Here is a 20,781-nt window from a genome sequence, read left to right on the forward strand (position 1 = left end):
CTTGTGTAGACGCGATTTTAATCGCCAAATTGTGATAGTTAATCGATGTTAATGGACTGAGGCCCACTACTATTACCGTTGTTTTCTTCAGTAGGGGGAGTGTAGGAAGTCGAACCAGTTTGCTGGTCGAGCCAGCTTTTTACTGGGTCGTCGTAAAGGTTGAGTCGCAGCAGGCCAGAAACAAATCCGCCCAAGAAAGCGATCGGCTGCTGGGTTAGTTCTTTTAGCACTGGGGTTAGTTCGTTGAGGAACATTTTTGGTCTCCTTGCGCTGCTTTTCGCCAGCGGTAGCAATAATTGGATCGTAGCGCGTCGCGAGGGGAGAGGGCATCCCTGGCAACCTTTTAAATTAGTGTAAATTAGTTGGTATTTTGTGCAGCTTTGGCTTCTTGGGCAACTTGTTGCACTTCGTCGTTGGCTAGGGTTTTGAGAGTGGCTTCAGCTTCAGGGCCGCCTAAGCGTGCCAAAGCTTGGGCAACTCTGTAGCGCACCTGCCAGTCAGGATTGGAGGCGTAGGGTACGATCGCGGGGACTGCTCGACTATCGCCTAATTCCCCTAATGCGCTAATGGCAATGGTTTGGATCAGTTCGTTGCTGGATTGGAGAGCAACTTCTAACAGTTCAAAAGCTCGCGGTTCTCCCATGTCTCCCAAGGCGGCAACGATGCTGAGTTGGACTAGCCACTCGGAGGTACTGTGGTAAAGTTGCTCCAATTCTTCAAAAGCTGCGGTTAATTTCAAAGCACCCAAGGCATCAGCGGCGGCGGCTTGCACGTCTGGTTCGGGGTCTTTGAGGCTTGCGCGGAGGACTTTCAATGATTGAGGTAAATTCTGTTCGCCGAGGGTAGCCATCTGACTGACGGCCGCATATCGGACGCGGACATTTTTATCGACGATCGCACCTTGGATCAGGTCGAAAGCTGTGGCCGGTTCTAGTTGGCGCATTTTATTCAATGCTTGTAAGCGATCGCCTAGATCCTGGGAACTTAGCAATTGCTGGACAGACTCAGGGGTAATACTCATTAAATTGGTAATTGCTAATTGGTAATTGTTAATTGGTAATTGTTAACGGTTAACTGTTAACCGTTAACTCTTGGTTGATAATTAATACTCGGCGGCCATTGCTCGGACAATATCTCCTCGCGTCAGAATGCCGATCGCTTTGCCAGCGGGATCGAGGACTGGCAAGCGATGGATGCTACGCTCGTGCATTAGTCGCGCTGCTTCTGGGAGAGATTTATCGGGTGTAATAGTAATGGGCTCGCGACTCATCACTTCTCCAACCGTTTGTCCTAAAGCTTTGTGGAGTTCTCGTTCGTAACGGCCGGGATTCTCCAAGTAAATCACGCTATCGAGTACCATGATATATGCTGGGGGCGTTACCCCTACTTCCTGCCACATCAAGTCTGTTTCGGAGATAACGCCTACTAATTTCTCATTTTCATCCACCACTGGCAGGCCACTAATCCGCCGTTCGGCCAAAATCTTAATGGCTTCGGAAAGAGGCATTTCAGGTCGCGCCAAGATGGGGTCGCGGGTCATTACGTCGGCTACAGTTTTGGGCATGATCGGCGGTTGATTCGATTGATCTCTCTGGGTAGATCATAGAGGAAAGCGCGACACAGACCTATCCCCATATAGAAGTAGGGATGATCTGAGAAAATTGTTAAGATATATTAAAGATATAGCTGGAGCAATGCTGACCTCTGCCAGAAATAGAGGGCGATCGCGATCGGACTTTTTAAGGGTCAGAGAATTTAGGGGTGCGATCGCACCGCCAAACAAATCGTATTGTAGAGTAAACAGGAATTACGCACCCAAGCAAAGAAACCGGGTTTTTTACGAAAATACTTCGTTGTTACCCACAGATGCTCTCAAAAACCCGGTTTCTGGAACGACCTGCGTAAGTCTTATTAAAGTTAAGCTTTATTCATGCCGCCTCAGATCGTCCGGGTATTTACGATAGCTAAAGATTTTGCTCTCTAAATCTAGCTAACAGTTCCTCGCGGGATAACTGCACCAGCAAGGGGGTAAATTCTTCTGGCGACAAAGCTAATAAAGGCTCAATAATTGCTGATAATTCCTCATCTAATGAGCCAAACCTGACGCGCAATAAATTTTCTACAACAATTTTTTCACCGCGCTGTTCTCCGAGTCGTTCTACTTCTGCCAATCGTTCTTGAAAAAGAGGTCGTAATCGCATAACTAACTCCCTATCCTCTACTGCTAAACTTTGATTAAAACCTAAGTTTTCCTGCAATTGATAAAACAATTCTAGCGCATTTGTGCGGAGGGGGCTATCCGCTGGTAATGCTTCTAGTTCGTCAATTGCCTGTTTTTGTGCATTACCTCTACCTAGAATTCTCAGCCACAGGGTTTCGGGAATTCTGGGCAATTGGTGGATGGCGATAATGCCTGTTCTTAAATATTCTGGCATGAAGTACACGCCAGAGTCCCAATCTGCTATGAGGGTAGCACCGAAACCTGATAATAATTGTGCTGATGCTGTGGGAGTAAGTATCCACAATTTCGGCAATTCAGACTCGGATAGATTGCGTGAGTTGCGGTTGGCTTCTCTCTGCAATTCGCCCCTTACTTCTAGCAATTTTAACAGACAATCGCAGATTTCTGGGGGTGTGGCAGGATTGCGGAATGGTTCAAAAAGAGCGGTAGTTGTCGCGAGTCTGCCTAATAATCCTAGTGCATTTCTATCGGCTGTTGCTGTGGGATTTGGGACGAAGTAAACATCAATTTGGCGGACTTCCCCGGCGACGCGGCGAGGTGATTGTATTTCCCCTAGTGGTGAGAGTAATTCCTCTAGGTAGTCTTTGGCAAATTGGTCGTGGATGAAACGAGTCATTATGAGAGGATGGAATATACCGCTTTTTTTATTGTAGCAAAAAAAAGAGCGATCTCGCCGATAGAATGCTCTAAGCTGCAAATCTTTGCAATTTCCAAAAACGCTCTACTTTATTCTCCCATTGTTTCCAGTATTTCATTACTTCCACTTCATCTAATAAATTGATGTCAACCTCATTAGGAGTAGCGACAATGACAAGACCTTGAGTGATTTTTACTCCATAAGGCGGGCCGTACTGACGATTTAAGGCTCCGATATAGGCAGCTACTTGTAATTTTGTACTTTCGTGGATGGGTTTAATTTCATCGGAAAACTTGAATTCTATCGCGCATTCTGGCAAGTCATAAAGGCGACCTACGCAGTCAACTCGACCTGCGTATCCTTTGTAAAAGTTGAAAACGTTTCCTTCTACAAGTCTAATGTGATGTAATTCTTGTAAGGTGGGTAGCAATTTGTTCCAGTAGGGTTCGAGTAAGGAAGAACAAGGCATATTTTCACCATTAAGGAATCGTTCTATTTGGCGGTGGCCTTGTCTGCCGATGTTTAAAATGTCGTTGGCTTTGATTCCTTTACTTTTTCGCCAATTTACAAGTCGTGCTATTTCTTCTGGGGGTCTGGTAGATTCTAGGATAGGTGTGACGTTGGGAGCGCTATTTCCAAAGTCGTCCATTGAAAATCCGATACCGTTTTTGTTAATGGGTTTGGCGTTGTGGCGGGGGAGGGGGTTGTTTGACCAAAGTTTGGATTTCATGTTTTTTCCTTAATCAGAGATTAGGGGTATGGGTGTGACGTTTGCTAGGAGGCTGAGGATATTGCCTGGGCCTACTTGGCTAGATGGTCAAGATAGACAATCATTTGCGTACTTGCCTGTCGAGTAACACTCATCTGCATACTCTGCTTATCTTACAACACAGTCACGGGTGGCTGTCAAGTGTTATTAATTGGTCAACCCTTAAAAAAATATAAAGATTTTTAATGCACAACAAAGAGCAATTAACGGACTTAGTAGACAATTGAGTATGTGGTGTATATAATAGGGGCTATGGATAAACAGGAGTTGACTAAATTTGAGCAAGCCTTTGCGGAACTGCCTCCCCGCAGGCGGGAGGTATTGCTGAAGCTGCTGGTAGGCAAGACAGATGAGGAGATTGCCGAGTCTTTAGGTATCCACGCGGGAACTGTTAGAAATCAGATTTCTAAGCTGTGCGATGATTTTGATTTAAAGGAGCTTGGGGGCGAGCGTCGCTCAAGGCGAAGTGACTTAATAGCTCTGGTTGCTAAGTACAAGCCTGAGTTACTAGGGGCAACTGCTCATATCCTTAGAGAAACTGTTGGTGACTATAAACTCGATGTCACCCTTGGTCTGCGTAATCCCTTCGTTCCCTTGAGTGGCAGGGTGGATGATCCGCAACTGTTTTTTGACCGGAAAAAGGAAATCGGGCAGGTATTCGAGACGCTCAATTCTGGTAGCAGTGTCGCAGTGATTGGAGAGAGAGCGATCGGCAAGTCATCTTTATTATCAGCAATTTGCAGGCAAGCAGAAAGCTACCTTCAAAAACCTCGCTACCCACTTTATTTGAACTTGCAACCACTAGAAACTGAGGATGATTTTTACAGTGCTTTGTGTGATAAAGCAGAATTTAAGGAAACACTAAGGGGATATAAGCTAGTTCGAGCTTTACAAAAAAAACCTCTATTATTAGCTTTAGATGAAGTAGAAAATAAAGCAGTTTTTACCGTTGATATCCGTTCACAAATGCGCGGTTTAGCAGAAGGCAGAGATGCCCCAATTCGTCTAGTTTTAGCTACCAGCACATCGTTAGATGTTCTGTTTAATGATGAAGGCATAACATCTCCCCTTGCAAATATTTGTATTTCACAAAACCTAGAGCCTTGGGATAATGAGACGGCTCACGCTTTTATTAGCAGTCGTTTAAATTCTACTCCGGTGGCTTTTACTGAGGATGAAATTGCAAAAATAGTGCAGGACAGTGACGGTTATCCTCAAAAATTAATGCAACAATGCCATGAAACGTATGCTCGTTATTTGAAGGAGTCAGTATGAGTCAACCGCAAACAACAGTTCCCCGCTTGGACTTAGCTCCTAAGTTAAGGCGACCACTTTCTTTGTTGAACCCACTAGATTATCTGCAATTGTTGTACTGGTCTTTATTCTTTCCTCAAGCATTGCGAGTGTATGTAGATACGTTTGGAAATAAATTTATTCCTACAGGAAAAGTAACTTGGCGAAAAGCTTTAGGTTGGTTGAGGCACAGTACCATTGAGCGTCAGTTACTTTTACAAGGATTAGCATTAGCTATTTTTACGGTACTTATTTTGGGAAAGATTTTAGAACTCAGAGGAGTTCCCTTAGATTGGTATAACTTGCTAATGTTTCCAGTAATATTGTATGTCATAGTTGGCTTAGTCAGTGCTTGGGTAATCTACGAGAAGTATGGTTTGAAGCGAGGAGTTGCATCATGGGTCGCCTCTGGTTTGGGATTTATCATAATCACTTTTGTGGTGAGCCGCACGTTAGGAAACATAATGGTAGTTGTAGCTGTAAGCGTAGCTTCAAGCTGGGCAAGTTTTCCAGGGAATGACACCATGACAATCTTGGCACAGGCACACTTGGCACAGATCGTTTTCTTTGGATTATTGTTTGGAATCTCGTTTGGAGTCTCGTTTGGTGTGACGATAGGTGTGGTATCAGGTGTAGCGCTAAGTGTGTTCTATTTTCCTTTTTTTGGTATATGTTTCGGGATGCTGGTTAGTCTGGGTTCTTTTATTAGTTTCAACTTCACCTTGCTATCCAGTTTAGTAACAGGTATAGGGTTCGGTCTAGCGTTTGCTTTAATGTCCTGTCTAGCAATAATTCGACTTGAAAATTGGTTATTTGGTTTATCCCTGATGTTGCTAACACCTAATAATCAATATTGGTATATTCCTCACGTTACCCCACTTCCCATTCCTAATATCTGCTCTCAATTGAAAAATTGGCTGCGACATGACTGGGAAATTGGTTTGCATAACGCCAATCAAATCCTTGCTTACACTCTTCAGTTTCAACCCGTTATCCAGGCTATTAACCAAGTTCTATCCGAACTCCCATCAGAACAGGTTATCTTTCGCGTAGCTCAATTGGCTAACAGTTCTTACGATCAGAGGTTACTTCGTTTTGGCTCAGAGAAACTTCGATTAGGGGTAGATTCATATGTTTTTGAGCTTCGTTTAGATACCGAACCTCGCGCTGCTGCTGCTGGTTTTTGGTACTTATATTCAGGTTTACCAGATAAGGCGGCCGAAGCGTTTACTGAGATCCGTTCTCTTCTTTATGGTGAAGAGATGTTGCTTCTGTCTCAAACTTTAGCCCATTTTTATGAAGCTGAGGATCTAGCAGCTATCGCTTTCCTAAAAACACTAAATATTCCCGAAGAACCTTTATTTAGCCCTGCTAGTTGGGAAGCAATCGCTTGTCTATATCGCGTAGTCCATGATGCCCGTGTTGTCCAACGTAGTTTATCTAGTGCTACTCGCTCATTTTACCTTAACCGAGGTTTGGAAGACCTAAATAACCTCTTAGACAAAATATCAATTCTGCCTCAATCAGAGAAAGGATTAATAATTTATATTGCTCACAATTGGAAAGCAGCGCTATGGAAAGTAACTAGCAAGTTAGAAAAAAATTCTATTACTGAACCTGTACCTAATCCTTATATTATTGGCGATCCAGTTGAGGGTAATCTTTTTGTAGGTCGAGATGATGTCTTGAGATTGCTAAAAGAATTATGGGTTTTAGGTTATCACTTTCAGTCTGTGGTTATTTACTGTCACCGACGCATGGGGAAAACTTCAATTTTACTGAATATATCTGAACACTTAGGAGCGGGAGTTAAGGTAGCTTATATCAATCTATTACTTCTAGTAGATATTCCTCTGGGGGTTGGGGAAGTGCTGATCGCAATCAGCGATGCTATTTATAAAGAAGTCAATGTTACGCCACCTAACGATGAAGATTTGTTGAACCTTCCCTACCGTACTTTTGAACGCTACTTGCAAGATGTCAATTCCCAAATTGGAGAGAAAGGTTTGATCATTGCCTTAGATGAATTTGAGCAAATTGAAACTCTCATCATTAATGGCAAAATCCCACCAAACTTTATGGGATTTCTGCGAGGTTTGGTGCAAATGAGTCCCAAAATTGCTTTTGCATTTGCTGGCTTGCACACTTTGGAGGAGATGACAGCAGATTACTTTCAACCTTTTTTCGCGAGTGTTATTCCTATTCGAGTTAGCTTTCTAACACCAGAGGCTACCCATCAACTCTTAATTAATCCTGCTAAAGGTTTTCCTCTTGGTTACACGCTAGAGGTAGTAGATCAAATTTATTTGCTAACACACGGCCAACCCTATCTCGTACAACTGATCGGTTTTCTGCTAGTCCGCCGCTACAATGACCTAGTATTTGAAATGGGAAAAACCCTCGATCCAGTCTTTACCAGAGATGATGTGGAAGCTGTCATTAATGACCCCGATTTCTTCATCAAAGGTCGCTACTATTTTACAGGAGTTTGGGGTCAATCTGCCCAAGGTGCAAGGGGACAACAGGAAATCTTAAAAATATTAGCGCCTCACCCAGAAGGCATCAATTTAGAGGCCATAATTCATGCCACAAATATAGATGAAACAACATTAAATGAAGCGATAGAAACCCTCAAACGTCACGATGTCATCCAAGAGACTAATCAGCAATACCAGATTATTGTCGAATTATTCCGCCGCTGGGTGTTAGAAAATAAGAGAGCAGATCGCTTACTGTAAACAATCTGCCCAAAAGCACGATTTGCTAATTGCTAAAGTAGATTGCCACAGCGAAGCAAGGAACAACTGAGAAAATTGTTAAGATGTATTAAAGAATAACTTGAGAAATCCTGACCCATGCCAGAAATAGAGGGCGATCGCACTAACTCCGATCCCCAACCTCCCTGCATATTAGTTTGCCAGTACCAATCCTGCCTCAGAAACGGTGCAGCAGAAGTGCTAGCAGCCTTTGAGGCTGCTGAACTCCCAGGTATCGCAGTAAAGGCTAGCGATTGCCAGGGACAGTGTAGCGTCGGGCCTACGGTGCGAATCACCCCTGAAGAGATTTGGTATTGCAGAGTTAAACCCAGTGACGTGCCACCGATCGTTGAACAACATATTAAAGGGGGCAAACCGGTAAAATCACTACTTAATCCTAGAATTCACATCCATTTTTATTATTAACTTTAAAAGCCATTATTACAAACTGGGCTGATGATATTTATGCCAATGCTTAGCAATATCAACTCTACGGCATAACCACACCCGTTCGTGCTGCTGCACATAATCCAAAAACCTCGCTAAAGCAGCGGCCCTTCCCGGCCTTCCCACCAGGCGACAATGCAATCCCACACTCATCATTTTTGGTGCGGTTTCTCCCTCAGAATAGAGTACATCAAAGGCATCTCGAAGATAGGCAAAAAATTGATCGCCCGAATTAAATCCTTGATTAGTTGCAAACCGCATATCATTATTATCTAGCGTATAAGGAATGACTAAATGAGGTTTGCTGTAATCGCGAACCCAATAGGGTAAATCGTCAGCATAGCTATCAGAATCATAAAGAAATCCGCCTGCTTCTACAACTAATTTACGAGTATGAGGACTGGTACGCCCAGTATACCAACCAAGGGGACGATTACCAGTAACTTTTTCGTGAAGTGCGATCGCCTTCTGTAAATGTTCCCGTTCTGCTTCCTCCCCAAAATATTTATAATCAATCCAGCGATAGCCGTGACTAGCAATTTCCCAATCAGTTTCTAACATCGCTGCCACTGCTTCTGGATTGCGTTCCAAGGCCATCGCTACCCCATAAACTGTAACCGGAATTCCCCTTTGTGTAAATATTCTGTGCAGCCGCCAAAAACCTGTCCGACTGCCGTATTCATAGCAGGATTCCATGTTAAGATGCCGCACTCCCATTAAGGGAATAGCACCTACAATTTCCGATAAAAATGTCTCTGAAGATTGATCGCCATGCAGGATACAAGTTTCTCCCCCCTCTTCATAATTAATCACAAACTGCACTGCAATTCTGGCTCGATTTGGCCATTGAGGATCGGGTGCGAAACGACCGTACCCAATCATATCTCGTGGATAATTTGCTGACATTGTAATAATTTATCTTATTATTTTAAGTGGTTTTGAAGTGAATTAAAACAGACTCCTACCCAGTATTAGCGTCAACTTAAGTAAGATTTATTCACGCTTTACGTAACGCCGCCCTCTGGGCCGTATCCTCACCGCCCAGAGGGTGGCGTTACAAACAGTAGAATTTTAGCCGCTAAAGCCACTACTACAAATTATTTTGTTTCAAGCACTCGCTTTATAAGCAGCCCAACCTCCCAAGTCAGAAATATCGGGCCAGTTATATTTCTGCACTAATTCTTGGGGATAGAGGAAAGCTGTCAATACTTCTCCATCAACAAGTACCACATCAGCCGGATACATATTCGGCGGTTCCGTTGATGCTAAATTGTCAAACTCTTCTAGGGTGATTTCGTACACTTCCCCAGGGATAGAAATACCCCCAATTTCTACTTCATAAATTGCGGGATGCCAACCGTCGCCAGCAGCATGAAGGCGATATTTGGGTTGAGTTTTTGCTTCTTTAATAAATTTAGCCGTTTGCAGATTTTTGTGGTCTGGTTGTCCGCGTAAAGCCGAGCCACAGATAAAGATCCGTTTGGTATTTAAGTTGTCTGAGGTCATAATTTCATTGCTCCTTATTATCAAATTATCAAAATTTTATCAGACAGATTCAGCAAAATTAGATTTTTGTTGTAGTTGCTGAATTTCTCGGATTACTCGTGCTTTACTAGCAATTAAATGTTCTCTAATTGCCGTCACTGCTACTTCTTGATTGCGTTCTACTACTGCTAGATAGATCCGGCGGTGTTCGCTCCGAATTTCCAGCACGCCTGGATTTTGCTGCATGGTGCGAATTCGCAAGAGTGCCATTTTATCAAATAGTTGATCCAGAAAAGATACTAACCAGGGATTGCCGGAACTTTCCGCTAGCAACCGATGAAAATTATAGTCCATGTGCAGGAGTTGATAATTCGTTAACGGTTGCAATTGTTGATCTTTTACATTCTCTGCTTGCTGCACTACAAAGTCAAGTTTTTCTAACTGTTCTGGTGTAGCATTTTGACAGGATTCTGCTACTGATAATTGCTCTAGGGCAATGCGACAATCGTAAAGATAGACTGCATCAGCGATGGAAAGTGCAGCAACACGCAATCCCGCACTGGTATCGGTTACTAAGTTCTCTCTTTGAAGTTGTCGCAAAGCTTCTCGAATTGGAGTTCGGCTAACTTGTAGCGTTTGGGCCAATTGAGTTTCTATTAAACGCTCTCCACTAGCTAATTCGCCGGACAGAATTGCAGTCCGAAGAGTTTTATAAGTTTGTTCGTGGAGAGATTCAGAGCGATGAATTGAACCCGACGAAAGAGTTAAAGTCATTATTCCTAATTTTTTGCTGCCTCTATTGCTGTATACAGGATACATCTTATCATATCATGGGGAGAATAAATACCGGTAACGCCGCCCTCTGGGGGGTAATTCTCGCTCGGAGGGCGGCGTTGCGTCAAGTAATCATAAAGTATCCAATCAAGGATTAGCTATGGATGGAGAAGGTCAAATAAACGAAACTGGGCAATTTGGTTGATTTGTGCGATCGCCTCTTGCATTTCCACATCCGCCGAATTTCGCAAACGACGCTCAAACGCTTCGAGGATAGTCGTTTTGCTATGGTTCCTGACAGCAACAATAAAGGGAAAACCGAATCGATCCTTGTATGCTTGGTTGAATGCTTGAAAGCGATCGTATTCTTCTGGAGTCAGCCGATCCAACTCGACACCAGCCTGTTCTCTTACAGAAGCTTCCGCCATTTTAGCTTTACTTCCGAGATCGGGATGAGCTTTAATTAACGCTAGTTGTTCCTCCCAACTCATGGCATTTACCACAGCAATCATCTGCTGATACAGATGGGTAACATCAGTAAAGGGACGTTGATACCAAGTTCGGTGCGCGATCGCAGGCGTATGTTCAAACACCGCACCTAACGCTGTAACAAACTCGTCTTGGCTCATCTGATTTAACTCAGCAATTGTATAAAACATATCCTACTAATTATTCAAAATAAAGTGTCACCCTTCCCTCACCATCCACACCAAAAAACCCAAAATTTGCTCAATCGGTAGCAGCGGGTAATCAACCAGATCGACAGTAACGACTGCTTTTTCAAGCTTAAGAAATCGCCACTGAGTCCCACTACTGATGCAGCCATAAACGGTGGGAATTGAGTTTTCTGCTGCTTCATTAAAGCGCTGCGCTGCGAGCATTTCTGCAACACACTGCCCTAATCCCTCATTCAAATCAGCTTTTTTGGCTTCAACAACCACAATTACAGGCGCTTCAATAATCAATTGCTCCGACGAGCGACCGAGCAAAAAATCCACATAACCAGTCAAGTCAAGAATTGGATCTACACTGAATTCTCGACCGGAAAATAAGCTAATTTTACGGTCAAAAATACGGCGCACTTCTTGAAGAACTGGATAAATAATCGCTTCCGATCTAGCTTTCTCAGAACCAACCGCAATTGTCCAAGTTAAGTCTTCTAGCTCGCTGACTAGCCGGGAACTGGGAGCGATTGGTTCAATAGATGGGAAAAACTGCTCTCCTTCTACAATAGTTAACTTAAAGTCTTTCTTGACTTTTGTAAGTGTAAATTGGCTGTAAGGCATTCAAAACTCCTAACATATCGTGTAGTCTCTTAACTAAGACAGGACTTACAGATTATAACGGTATAACAATGGTTTGAGATTGCTTCGGAAGCCTCGCAATGACAGAAAACAGTAGTAAGTGTATAAGTCCTGTGAGAAATAATATCAAGCTACCAATTGATGAGCAATGCGATTAGTTTTCTCCACCAAAGTTTCTAATTCAACCGTAGTTAGCCGTCCGCGATCGACGACTTTTTTACCATTAATAAAACTATAATCCACAGAATTTACCTGACAGAAAATCAACGCCGCGACTAAATCGTGATGAGCTCCGGCAAATTGAGGACGATCGATATTAATAGCAATAAAATCAGCAGACATCCCAGGCGCAAGATAGCCAATATCATCTCTACCTAAAACTTTAGCACCGCCAATCGTTGCTACTTCCAATATTTCACGAGCAGTCATAATCGAAGCATCGCAACTGCCAACGCGAGCTAGTAGAAAAGCTGTGCGTGCTTCCTGTAATAAATTACCAGCATCATTAGAAGCAGAACCATCCACGCCTAACCCCACCGGCACTTTATTATCTAGCATTTTACGGAGCGGAGCAATCCCACTAGCAAGACGCATATTACTACAAGGACAATGAGCAACACCAGTCCCTGTTTTACCAAATTTCAAAATAGATTCATCGCTTAATTGTACGCAATGAGCGTGCCAAACATCCTCACCTAACCAGCCAACTGACTCTGCATAATCGCCAGGAATCATGCCGAAATTTTCCAGGCTATAAGTAACATCAGCCTTATTTTCAGCTAAATGCGTATGTAGCCTCACTCCCTGATAAGAACGTGCCATTGCTGCCGACTCCCGCATCAAGTCTTGGGAAACAGAAAAAGGCGAACAAGGTGCAAGAGTAATCCGCAACATAGCATGACGGGAATTATCATGATATTGCTCAATTAACCGCTGAGAATCTTTGAGAATATCTGGTTCTTTTTCTACTAAAGAATCTGGTGGCAATCCGCCTAAACTCTCACCCACACTCATACTGCCTCGGCTGGCATGAAATCGGATTCCAATATCTTGAATGCCGCGAATTTCATCATCCAAAGTGCAATCATTTGGATAGATATAAAGGTGATCGCTGGCAGTAGTACAGCCAGACAAAATTAATTCTGCGGCTGCCATTTGAGCGCTGATGTAAATCGCTTCTGCTGTCAGATTTGCCCAAATGGGGTAAAGATTTATCAGCCAGTTAAATAAGTCGCAATTTTGCGATTTTGGGATGACCCGCGTTAGAGTTTGACAGAAGTGGTGATGAGTATTAACTAAACCAGGAAGTACGATATATCTTCCTTGTAAATCTAAAACTTCATCTGCTGTTTGCGAGATTTCTTGAGAGGTTCCTACTTGCTCAATTACGTTGTCTCGAACAAAGATCGCACCACTGCGGATTTCTCTTCGCGTCGCATCCATTGTGACAAGAGTATGGATATTTTTGACGAGTAAAGTTGTCATTTGAGGTTGGTAGGTTGAATGAAATAATAGGACTAAAGCTCCTGTCACACTTAAATCAGCTTGTATGGTGCGTCAGACTTTCATTATAGTATACAATAGAGGTTTAGCCTCTGACGCACCCTACTAATATTGCCTAAAGTCAGTTATCAGTTAACAGTTAACAGTTAACAGTTTGTTCAATTTCACCATGTGCTTTTAAAAAAGCTGCTACTTTCTTACGAATGATGATTCCTGGCTTATCAGTGAGCATATGTTGCTCTTTATTTAGTTCCAGAGGTATGTCATAGTCGGTGCTTTCTAGAATGCGTTTATCTTCTAAAGTTACAGCGCGATCGAAGGCAATAATATCGCTGCTTTTAGTGTCGGCTTCTGTATCATTCCGCAGACAAAATTGTACCATTTGAGAACTTGAATCATTAATCGGAGTCATCGTATTAACGATAATATGAACCAGTCCGTTAGGGTAGGCAATTTTCAATTTAACTGTAAACGGCATGAACCAAACTCCGTCTATAGTTCGGACTGTTTTTTCTTCCTCCATTTTCAGGTTGTCCTGCTGTTCTTTGGGATTAGTTACTCCCAAAGTGCTGCGATAGTGCAGTTCCCATTCTTTCTCTTGGAACTCCATAGAATCTGGAGTAAGATGATCTTCACTGCCAAAGGTTGTTGTATGGACAAAGGTAGGATGAGCCATATCTAATTCGTTTTCCATGACTCGCAAACCTGCACAATTCCAGGTTTCGTAAAATTCGTGAATTTGGCGATAGTCTGGATCGAAAGCTTCAGTAATATTGGGAATATCTATCAAGGGTTCTCCTAGACATACCCAAGCATAGCCATAGCGCTCAACACAGGGATAAGCTTTGACTTTGTAGCTTGAAGAAATAGTCCCTTCACTGATTTGTGGAACGTGGACGCACTCTCCGCAGGCGTTGAAAGTCCAGCCGTGATAGGCACAAGAAATGTTGCCGTCAATAACTTTTCCTAGAGATAGTTTGGCTGTACGATGACAGCATTTATCTTCTACTGCGGCGGGTTTTCCTTCTGCTGTTAACCAGAGAACTATTGGCTGACTTAATAATTCAAATGGTACGGGTCGATCGGATAACTCTGTCATGGGAATGACAGGATACCAAAAACGTTTGAAGGCTGGTTGTTTTGTGACTAACATAGTGACTCCTATTTATGGATAATAACAAACTTTTTTAGCTACCTCGATAGGTGCTGTAAGACCAAGGGGAGACGAGCAGAGGGACGTGATAATGTATTGTAGTATCGGCGATGCCAAACTGAATTGGCACACGATCGAGAAAGGGTGGCTGGGTGGCGATCGCACTTTCTTTAGCAAAATAATCTCCTACTGCAAATACAAGCTCGTAAACACCAATTTTTAATTCATCTTCTGCTAGCAAAGGAGCATCTGTACGCCCATCAATGTTGGTAGATATTGTTTTCAAAATGGTCTTTTCTCCCGATTGAATATTAACTGTCCACAGTTCTACAGCCATATTAGCAGCAGGACATCCTTGAGCTGTATTTAATACATGAGTTGTCAGTTTACCTGTCATAAATTATAGCCGAAGGAAGAAGGAAGAAGGAAGAAGGAAGAAGGAAGAAGGAAAAAGGGAGAAGGGAGAAGGAAGAAGGAAAATACAATTAATTAGACCTCTTGCAAAAGCTCATCAACCTCATTAGTCCGCGTAGGCGGACTTTGTTTTTGTAGCCGCGATTTCAATCGCCAGGATATTTTGCTGTCATATCAATGCAGAGGCCCTGCCATAATCACTTTAGAAATAGCACCAGTCACCTCTAAAGGGCTTTCTTGTGCTAGCTGTTGATACCATTTTTCAGTAATTTCTGGTTCTTTACCATGAATCATTTCAGCACGTTTTCGAGCTTTTACAACTACTGCATTTGCGCGTTCTTTACGTTCTGCTTCGTAGCGTTTGAGAGCATATTCAACTCCTAAATTTGTGGTGAGTAAGTATTGGGTTAAAACCAGTCCATCTTCCATTGCTTGACAGCCACCTTGTCCTAAATCTGGACAGGTTGCGTGTACAGAATCTCCTAACAACGCTACTCTACCGCGAACAAATCGATCGAGCGGGCCGATATCATTGATTTCCGGGCGACTGGTTTTCATGGGATCGATCCGTTTAATTAAAGTCTGTACGGGTTGCGCCCAACCTTGGAAGTGTTCTGCTAATTCAGCTAGATAATTCTCTGGTTTGGATGGCGTACCTTTTGGTAGGGGAACATCAAAGAAAAAGTAAAATCGATCGCCAGCTACAGGCATCATTGAAGCTCGTTTATGTTCGCCAACATAGACCACCCAAGTATTTTTAGGTGCTAAATCTTCACTCGCTTCTACTAATCCATTCCAATTGATATAACCGCCATATTGAGGATGAATTTCCTCTCCCAACACATACTTTCTTAATGTTGAGTGAATTCCATCTGCTGCAATTACTAAATCCCCCGTTGCGCGATGTCCATTTTCAAAAATTGCAGTCACACTATTTTCACTTTCCTCAACTCCAATGCACTTGGAATTTAGCTTAACTTCTCCTTGATAAGCTTCTAACAACATTTTTTGCAAATCGGCGCGGGCAACAGGATAGGGGCGCTGTCCAACTTCTTCTATTAATGGTTGCAAATCAATATCATTTAGCAGTTCACCAGTAAGACTGCGATACTGCATCCGATTCATAATTCCGCCAATTGCGGCCATTTTTTCACCCAAACCTAGCCGATTAAGAACTTTCACGCCGTTTGACCACAGGGAAATTCCGGCCCCGGCGGGGCGCAATTCCTTGACTCTATCGTAAATTTCGACCTCGTAGCCAGCTTGCCGCAAAGCAATACCTGCGGTTAAACCGCCGATGCCGGCACCGATGATGATAATTTTCAGGCTGTGCATATTCTTCCTCGCTAGATGGAAAAAAGTTGACAAACTTTAGAAAAAGTGTCGTATAATACAGATATAAATCTAATCGTTCATCTCTGTGTGGACTCAGGTTGTTGACCGAGGGGCAATAGAGACGGAAGTAGGGAATGTAGCCCGAAGGAACGCGCCTCGACCAAATATAGCAATTGAGAGGCAAGTCCTATGCAATTTATACATCGCAACATCACAAATAAAAGTCAGTGGCAAACTTACAAAGAATTAGAGTTAATTCCTGACTCAGTACCCTATTCTGAAGCTAGCAAAGTCACCTTTGCCTTCGGACTCGATCGAGTTTGGCGGCTACTAATTATTGCTCTCACTCAAGAACTGGTAGAGGAGCAACAAGTTGAGTATTTAGAACGGTGTTTGGCAGTGAATAATTTTGATGTGGATAGTCATAAAGGTTCTAAGACTTTGCAGAAACTTTGGACGCTGATGAATTAATTTCTTTAATTATCTTTTGGGAGCAGATTCATAACAGTATCAGCGATTACTATTGTTAGTAGATCTGCTCTAAATAACGCGCTAGTCTGGTTCTACAGGTCTATGTAAATCGGAGAGCATCAGAGCTTCCTCCTTGGATAACTCTTTTGTTTTGGGCATAATCAAGTTTAAAACCAGCGCAAAGATTGAGCCAGTGGCAATTCCTGATTCAAAAATACTCCTAAGCTGAGGAGGAAACTCATGTATTGCTTCTGGAAGAAATGTTACTCCTAAACCTGTTGATAAAGCAACTGCCAGAATCACAAAAGAGCGATTATCCATTTCTACACCGCGCAAGATATTAAATCCAGCTACGGCAACTGTTCCAAACATTAGCATGACTGCTCCGCCAAATACGGGCATGGGAATGGTAATTAAAAGTCCGCCAATAATGGGAAACAAGCCGAGAAAGGTTAAGATAGCGGCGACATAATAGCCGACATAACGACTACCTACTCCTGTTAATTGAATAATGCCATTATTTTGAGCTAGGGTAACAACTGGGAAGGTGCTACAGCAAGCTGCAAGTAAAGAGTTAACTCCATCTCCCAAAATTCCGCCTTTCAATCTTCTGAAGAATTGACCTCCTTTAATTGGTTCGCCTGAAATCATCGCCGTTGCAGTGATGTCGCCTACGACTTCAAGGGTTAAGGCTATATAAAGGATTGCAAACGGGATAAATGTGGCGAAATCAAATGCTAAACCAAAGCGAAATGGAACGGGAATATTAATCAGAGGTAAGCCTCCTAAACGGCTGAAGTCAACAATTCCTAAAGCTAAGGAGATGACGAAGCCGATTGTTAAGCTGATCACAACTGAACCCATTTTTAGATATTTGTTTGTACTGGCGCTACAATATGAAACTATCGCAAATACTAAGCCAGAGAGCGCCCAATTTTGCAAGCTGCCAAATGTACCGTTTTGCTTGGCTGCGGCTCCTCCCGCCATGTAGAACATTCCGACTTTAATTAGGGTCAAACCGATTAAAGTAACTGTAGTTCCTGTGACTAAGGGGGTGAAAATCTTTTGCGTCAGGTGCAAGAAGCGACTGAGAATTATAGGGATGAATGAGCCGAAAAAGCATAGTCCTAAGACCAGTGCTATTGTCTGTTCAGGAGTTTTTCCACTCTCTTGAGAGGTGGTAATTACGGCAACAATGGCGCTGACAAATGCAAAGCTTGTGCCTTGAATGTTGAGCAAACCAGAGCCGACTGGCCCAAATGTTCGGGCTTGAATAAATGTGGCAATTCCCGATACAAATAGGGACATTCCCAGAATGTAGCTGGTAGTATTAACATCAAAATTTAAAGCACCACAGATAATTAAACCGGGTGTGGCGATGGGAATAAAAATCGCGCCGACGTGCTGCAATGCGACAAAAAGAGCGTCTAAAAATGGAGGTTTATCGTTTAAGCCATAAATCAGGTTGTGCCGCTTTTCTACAACATTTTCATCCATTTGGTGAACTTCTATGTGTGACATAAAATCCTGGTTGATAGTAACTAGAAAATGTACATTAATGCAAAATCTGTGCTAGAAATTGCTTAGTTCGTTCGTGCTTGGGATTGTTAAAAAAGTCTTGAGGGGTGGCTTCTTCGACAATCAAACCTTCTGCCATAAACACGATGCGATCGGCAACTTCACGAGCAAAACCTACTTCGTGGGTTACGCAAACCATTGTGATGCCGGTGCTAGCGAGCGATCGCATCACATCCAGTACCTCCCGCACCATCTCCGGGTCAAGTGCAGACGTTGGTTCATCGAATAACATAATCTTCGGTTGCATAGCTAAAGCACGCGCGATCGCCACCCGTTGCTGCTGTCCCCCAGAAAGTTGACCGGGGAATTTATTCGCTTGACTCAAAATCCCCACTCGCTCTAATAATTCTGAGGCAATTTCTCTCGCTTTCGCTTTGCTCCAACCGCGAACCTCAACGGGTGCAAGTTGCACATTTTCCAACACTGTTAAGTGAGGAAATAAATTGAATTGTTGAAAAACCATTCCCACTTCGCGGCGAATTGCTTCAATATTTTTCAAGTTGTGAGTTAGCTTAATGCCATCAATTTCAATGCTACCTTTTTGATAGTCTTCTAAAGCATTAAACGTGCGGATAAAGGTAGATTTCCCCGAACCTGACGGCCCCATGATTACGACTACTTCCCCTTGATTTACTGTCATGCTAACGCCGCGTAAAACGTGAAAATTGTTGCTGTACCACTTCTCGACATCCTTAGCAGTAATCATCGCTTCTGCTTTGTTCAATGTCGGCTCGATGGAAGTTGATAGGGGTTGAGATTGTGTCATTTTTTTTCTTCCTAATTTAGCAGTAATTCTTGTTGATTTGTTCTCAGTCTGTGCCTACAAATTCTCCCTAGCTTAGTTCTTAAAAAGTAGGTAGTTGCAGTGGCTCACCAAACCATTTCTTAGATAATTCGCTCAAATCGCCTGAGAGTCGCTTATTGGTGACAAATACGTTCACCCATTGCAGCAAATCTAAATCGCCCCGACGCACGCCGATGTAGCAAGGTGAATTTTTCATCACGAACTTGTTTTCAATCTTTTTATCGGGATTATCTTTGCTGATTTTGTTAGCGATCGTATTACCTGTTGCCATCAGTTCAATTTGTCCGGCTAAGAGCGCTGAAGCGGTGGTGCTATTGTCTTCAAAGCGCTTAATTTGTATATCTTTGGGAGCGCGTTTAGCCAATTCAATGTCTTCTAAAGATCCTTGCGTAACTCCTACAGTCTTGCCTGATAAATCGGTGTAAGATGAGGCGTTAACACCGGGAAAACCATAAATGCCAGAATAGAAAGGAGCGTAAGCAATAGAAAAGTAAATCGATTTAGCTCGCTCAGGAGTTGCACCTAAACTAGAAATTACCAAATCTACGCGATCGCTTTGCAAGTACGGAATCCGGTTGGTACTGGTGACGGGAACTAATTCTAATTTCACTTCTAAGGATTCTGCAAGCATCTTTGCAACGTCAATATCGTAGCCTTGAGGCTGCATATCTGTACCTACAGATCCAAAAGGTGGAGAATCTTGAGGAACTGCTATTCTCACTTTACCAGCACTGATAATTTTATCGAGTGTGGAAGTTCCTGGTGCCGTACTTTGACTGGGTGCTGCGGCTACTGCTTGACTGCTTGTAACATCGCCAGCAACAGGTTTAGATGTGATAGAACTGCCGCCTGAACAAGAGGCGATACTGAAGATTACCACCAAACTAACTACTACCATTGTTAGTGGTTTTGTTAATAATCTTGGTAACGATAATCTGGTATTTAGGCGGTTGAAGATTCTGTTGAACATGGTTGTTATTTCCTAATTTGTTGTCTAGAAACTTTGAGAATATGCTGTGTGGTAAGTAGTCGGACATAAATAAACGCTTATATAACTTGTAGGGTGGGCGCTCGCCGAAACCATATTAGCGAATCGTGACAAGATTTTTGCGGCGAGCGCCCACCTTACGTTTATTTCTGTCTACCTACTTATTCTCTTAATATTTGTAAGCAAACTTCTGTTCTAAGTGTTTGCTCCAAAGGGAGAGTGGGAAACACAAACAGAAATAAATTACAGCGGCTATTGTAAACACCAAGAAAGGTTTAAAAGTGACATTACTAATAGCCGTAGCCGAGCGAGTTAATTCTACGAAGCCGATAACAGATGCTAAAGATGTCCCTTTAATTACCTGCACGGCAAAGCCTACAGTGGGGGGAATTGACATTTTAATTGCTTGCGGCAAAATGATGCGTTGAAGCTGCTTAAAGTAATTCAATCCCAAGGCTGTAGAGGCTTCCCATTGTCCTTTGGGAATGGCTGCAACTGAACCTCGCCATATCTCCGCTAGAAAAGCACTGGTGTAGGTTGTTAATGCGATCGCGGCGGCTATCCAAGGAGATAAATTGAGGTTAAAAATCACAGACAATCCGAAGAATGTCAGGAACAGTTGCATCAGCAGCGGCGTTCCTTGAAAAAACTCGACATAAATTAGACTGAGATACTTGATGATTTTGTTAGGTGAAATTCGCATTAGCATGACTAGAAATCCTACAATTCCACCACCGATAAAAGCAATTGCTGAAAGCGCAATTGTCCACCTCGTTGCTAGCAGCAGATTGGTGAAGATATTCGACAGAGTAAACTCTTGCATAATC

22 protein-coding genes and 1 riboswitch are annotated in these 20,781 nt (G+C 42.9%); of the genes, 4 read left to right on the top strand and 18 right to left on the bottom strand.

Going from position 1 to position 20,781, the window contains the following annotated elements:
- Positions 1 to 38: 38 nt before the first annotated feature.
- The 5 genes from PN499_RS10180 to PN499_RS10200 all read right to left on the bottom strand — a co-directional run bounded on the left by PN499_RS10180 (position 39) and on the right by PN499_RS10200 (position 3,609).
- Positions 39 to 254, bottom strand: a complete 216-nt coding sequence (locus PN499_RS10180; protein WP_007357859.1) for a hypothetical protein — start codon at positions 252 to 254, stop codon at positions 39 to 41.
- A 104-nt stretch (positions 255 to 358) separates the two neighbouring features.
- A complete protein-coding gene (gene nblB, locus PN499_RS10185; protein WP_272031730.1) occupies positions 359 to 1,021 on the bottom strand; it encodes a phycobilisome degradation protein NblB in 663 nt (220 codons plus the stop codon).
- Positions 1,022 to 1,102: 81 nt separating this feature from the next.
- Positions 1,103 to 1,564: a CBS domain-containing protein gene (locus PN499_RS10190; protein WP_272031732.1), complete on the bottom strand. Its 462-nt coding sequence runs from the start codon at positions 1,562 to 1,564 to the stop codon at positions 1,103 to 1,105.
- 400 nt (positions 1,565 to 1,964) lie between these two features.
- Positions 1,965 to 2,858, bottom strand: coding sequence for a hypothetical protein (locus PN499_RS10195; RefSeq protein ID WP_272031734.1), 894 nt, complete (start codon positions 2,856 to 2,858; stop codon positions 1,965 to 1,967).
- A 70-nt stretch (positions 2,859 to 2,928) separates the two neighbouring features.
- Positions 2,929 to 3,609 carry an exonuclease gene (locus PN499_RS10200; RefSeq protein ID WP_272031736.1) on the bottom strand — a complete coding sequence of 227 codons (681 nt, stop codon included), beginning with the start codon at positions 3,607 to 3,609 and terminating at the stop codon, positions 2,929 to 2,931.
- Between the two features lie 291 nt (positions 3,610 to 3,900).
- Here PN499_RS10200 and PN499_RS10205 point away from each other — a divergent pair, with 291 nt between their 5' ends.
- The 3 genes from PN499_RS10205 to PN499_RS10215 all read left to right on the top strand — a co-directional run bounded on the left by PN499_RS10205 (position 3,901) and on the right by PN499_RS10215 (position 8,123).
- Complete coding sequence (locus tag PN499_RS10205; protein WP_272031737.1) at positions 3,901 to 4,923, top strand: helix-turn-helix domain-containing protein; 1,023 nt, start codon at positions 3,901 to 3,903, stop codon at positions 4,921 to 4,923.
- Positions 4,920 to 7,679, top strand: coding sequence for an ATP-binding protein (locus PN499_RS10210; protein WP_272031738.1), 2,760 nt, complete (start codon positions 4,920 to 4,922; stop codon positions 7,677 to 7,679). Before PN499_RS10205 ends, PN499_RS10210 begins: the two co-directional genes overlap by 4 nt.
- A gap of 117 nt (positions 7,680 to 7,796) precedes the next feature.
- Positions 7,797 to 8,123: a (2Fe-2S) ferredoxin domain-containing protein gene (locus PN499_RS10215; protein ID WP_272031739.1), complete on the top strand. Its 327-nt coding sequence runs from the start codon at positions 7,797 to 7,799 to the stop codon at positions 8,121 to 8,123.
- Positions 8,124 to 8,138: 15 nt separating this feature from the next.
- Here PN499_RS10215 and puuE read toward each other — a convergent pair whose 3' ends face one another.
- The 9 genes from puuE to hpxO form a co-directional block, all read right to left on the bottom strand.
- Positions 8,139 to 9,050, bottom strand: a complete 912-nt coding sequence (gene puuE, locus PN499_RS10220; RefSeq protein WP_272031740.1) for an allantoinase PuuE — start codon at positions 9,048 to 9,050, stop codon at positions 8,139 to 8,141.
- 201 nt (positions 9,051 to 9,251) lie between these two features.
- Positions 9,252 to 9,650: a gamma-glutamylcyclotransferase family protein gene (locus tag PN499_RS10225; protein ID WP_007357844.1), complete on the bottom strand. Its 399-nt coding sequence runs from the start codon at positions 9,648 to 9,650 to the stop codon at positions 9,252 to 9,254.
- Between the two features lie 39 nt (positions 9,651 to 9,689).
- On the bottom strand, positions 9,690 to 10,403 hold the full coding sequence (locus PN499_RS10230) for a GntR family transcriptional regulator (RefSeq protein WP_272031741.1): 714 nt from the start codon (positions 10,401 to 10,403) through the stop codon (positions 9,690 to 9,692).
- Positions 10,404 to 10,561: 158 nt separating this feature from the next.
- A complete protein-coding gene (uraD, locus tag PN499_RS10235) occupies positions 10,562 to 11,062 on the bottom strand; it encodes a 2-oxo-4-hydroxy-4-carboxy-5-ureidoimidazoline decarboxylase (protein WP_272031743.1) in 501 nt (166 codons plus the stop codon).
- Between the two features lie 27 nt (positions 11,063 to 11,089).
- Positions 11,090 to 11,689 (bottom strand): hypothetical protein, encoded by a 600-nt coding sequence (locus PN499_RS10240; protein ID WP_272031745.1) that lies wholly within the window; start codon positions 11,687 to 11,689, stop codon positions 11,090 to 11,092.
- A 144-nt stretch (positions 11,690 to 11,833) separates the two neighbouring features.
- A complete protein-coding gene (locus PN499_RS10245) occupies positions 11,834 to 13,192 on the bottom strand; it encodes an 8-oxoguanine deaminase (RefSeq protein ID WP_272031746.1) in 1,359 nt (452 codons plus the stop codon).
- Between the two features lie 157 nt (positions 13,193 to 13,349).
- Positions 13,350 to 14,363 (bottom strand): aromatic ring-hydroxylating dioxygenase subunit alpha, encoded by a 1,014-nt coding sequence (locus PN499_RS10250; protein WP_272031747.1) that lies wholly within the window; start codon positions 14,361 to 14,363, stop codon positions 13,350 to 13,352.
- A 34-nt stretch (positions 14,364 to 14,397) separates the two neighbouring features.
- Entirely contained in the window at positions 14,398 to 14,760 is a 363-nt protein-coding gene (gene uraH, locus PN499_RS10255) for a hydroxyisourate hydrolase (RefSeq protein ID WP_272031748.1), read from the bottom strand.
- A 191-nt stretch (positions 14,761 to 14,951) separates the two neighbouring features.
- Positions 14,952 to 16,112 carry an FAD-dependent urate hydroxylase HpxO gene (gene hpxO, locus PN499_RS10260; protein WP_272031749.1) on the bottom strand — a complete coding sequence of 387 codons (1,161 nt, stop codon included), beginning with the start codon at positions 16,110 to 16,112 and terminating at the stop codon, positions 14,952 to 14,954.
- A 72-nt stretch (positions 16,113 to 16,184) separates the two neighbouring features.
- Positions 16,185 to 16,268: riboswitch (Glutamine riboswitch) on the top strand.
- Between the two features lie 33 nt (positions 16,269 to 16,301).
- Between hpxO and PN499_RS10265 the strand changes: the two genes are divergently transcribed.
- Entirely contained in the window at positions 16,302 to 16,583 is a 282-nt protein-coding gene (locus tag PN499_RS10265) for a hypothetical protein (protein WP_272031750.1), read from the top strand.
- An 81-nt stretch (positions 16,584 to 16,664) separates the two neighbouring features.
- On the opposite strand, the gene PN499_RS10270 is transcribed toward PN499_RS10265, so the two are convergent.
- The 4 genes from PN499_RS10270 to PN499_RS10285 form a co-directional block, all read right to left on the bottom strand.
- Entirely contained in the window at positions 16,665 to 18,104 is a 1,440-nt protein-coding gene (locus tag PN499_RS10270) for a uracil-xanthine permease family protein (RefSeq protein WP_272031752.1), read from the bottom strand.
- Positions 18,105 to 18,138: 34 nt separating this feature from the next.
- Positions 18,139 to 18,927 carry an amino acid ABC transporter ATP-binding protein gene (locus PN499_RS10275; RefSeq protein ID WP_272031754.1) on the bottom strand — a complete coding sequence of 263 codons (789 nt, stop codon included), beginning with the start codon at positions 18,925 to 18,927 and terminating at the stop codon, positions 18,139 to 18,141.
- A 79-nt stretch (positions 18,928 to 19,006) separates the two neighbouring features.
- Positions 19,007 to 19,864, bottom strand: a complete 858-nt coding sequence (locus PN499_RS10280; RefSeq protein ID WP_272031755.1) for a transporter substrate-binding domain-containing protein — start codon at positions 19,862 to 19,864, stop codon at positions 19,007 to 19,009.
- Between the two features lie 259 nt (positions 19,865 to 20,123).
- Positions 20,124 to 20,777: an amino acid ABC transporter permease gene (locus PN499_RS10285; protein WP_272031756.1), complete on the bottom strand. Its 654-nt coding sequence runs from the start codon at positions 20,775 to 20,777 to the stop codon at positions 20,124 to 20,126.
- Between the last annotated feature and the right edge of the window lie 4 nt (positions 20,778 to 20,781).

The organism is Kamptonema animale CS-326 (assembly GCF_028330895.1).
In the GTDB taxonomy this organism is placed as follows: Bacteria; Cyanobacteriota; Cyanobacteriia; order Cyanobacteriales; family Microcoleaceae; genus Kamptonema; species Kamptonema formosum.

Coding starts and splice junctions, on each gene's coding strand:
- uraH (WP_272031748.1), bottom strand. CDS start 14,760: ATGACAGGTAAACTGACAACTCATGTATTAAATACAGCTCAAGGATGT.
- PN499_RS10210 (WP_272031738.1), top strand. CDS start 4,920: ATGAGTCAACCGCAAACAACAGTTCCCCGCTTGGACTTAGCTCCTAAG.
- PN499_RS10215 (WP_272031739.1), top strand. CDS start 7,797: ATGCCAGAAATAGAGGGCGATCGCACTAACTCCGATCCCCAACCTCCC.
- nblB (WP_272031730.1), bottom strand. CDS start 1,021: ATGAGTATTACCCCTGAGTCTGTCCAGCAATTGCTAAGTTCCCAGGAT.
- PN499_RS10280 (WP_272031755.1), bottom strand. CDS start 19,864: ATGGTAGTAGTTAGTTTGGTGGTAATCTTCAGTATCGCCTCTTGTTCA.
- PN499_RS10200 (WP_272031736.1), bottom strand. CDS start 3,609: ATGAAATCCAAACTTTGGTCAAACAACCCCCTCCCCCGCCACAACGCC.
- PN499_RS10275 (WP_272031754.1), bottom strand. CDS start 18,927: ATGACACAATCTCAACCCCTATCAACTTCCATCGAGCCGACATTGAAC.
- PN499_RS10190 (WP_272031732.1), bottom strand. CDS start 1,564: ATGCCCAAAACTGTAGCCGACGTAATGACCCGCGACCCCATCTTGGCG.
- PN499_RS10250 (WP_272031747.1), bottom strand. CDS start 14,363: ATGTTAGTCACAAAACAACCAGCCTTCAAACGTTTTTGGTATCCTGTC.
- PN499_RS10285 (WP_272031756.1), bottom strand. CDS start 20,777: ATGCAAGAGTTTACTCTGTCGAATATCTTCACCAATCTGCTGCTAGCA.
- PN499_RS10270 (WP_272031752.1), bottom strand. CDS start 18,104: ATGTCACACATAGAAGTTCACCAAATGGATGAAAATGTTGTAGAAAAG.
- PN499_RS10230 (WP_272031741.1), bottom strand. CDS start 10,403: ATGACTTTAACTCTTTCGTCGGGTTCAATTCATCGCTCTGAATCTCTC.
- PN499_RS10225 (WP_007357844.1), bottom strand. CDS start 9,650: ATGACCTCAGACAACTTAAATACCAAACGGATCTTTATCTGTGGCTCG.
- PN499_RS10195 (WP_272031734.1), bottom strand. CDS start 2,858: ATGACTCGTTTCATCCACGACCAATTTGCCAAAGACTACCTAGAGGAA.
- uraD (WP_272031743.1), bottom strand. CDS start 11,062: ATGTTTTATACAATTGCTGAGTTAAATCAGATGAGCCAAGACGAGTTT.
- PN499_RS10205 (WP_272031737.1), top strand. CDS start 3,901: ATGGATAAACAGGAGTTGACTAAATTTGAGCAAGCCTTTGCGGAACTG.
- puuE (WP_272031740.1), bottom strand. CDS start 9,050: ATGTCAGCAAATTATCCACGAGATATGATTGGGTACGGTCGTTTCGCA.
- PN499_RS10265 (WP_272031750.1), top strand. CDS start 16,302: ATGCAATTTATACATCGCAACATCACAAATAAAAGTCAGTGGCAAACT.
- hpxO (WP_272031749.1), bottom strand. CDS start 16,112: ATGCACAGCCTGAAAATTATCATCATCGGTGCCGGCATCGGCGGTTTA.
- PN499_RS10240 (WP_272031745.1), bottom strand. CDS start 11,689: ATGCCTTACAGCCAATTTACACTTACAAAAGTCAAGAAAGACTTTAAG.
- PN499_RS10180 (WP_007357859.1), bottom strand. CDS start 254: ATGTTCCTCAACGAACTAACCCCAGTGCTAAAAGAACTAACCCAGCAG.
- PN499_RS10245 (WP_272031746.1), bottom strand. CDS start 13,192: ATGACAACTTTACTCGTCAAAAATATCCATACTCTTGTCACAATGGAT.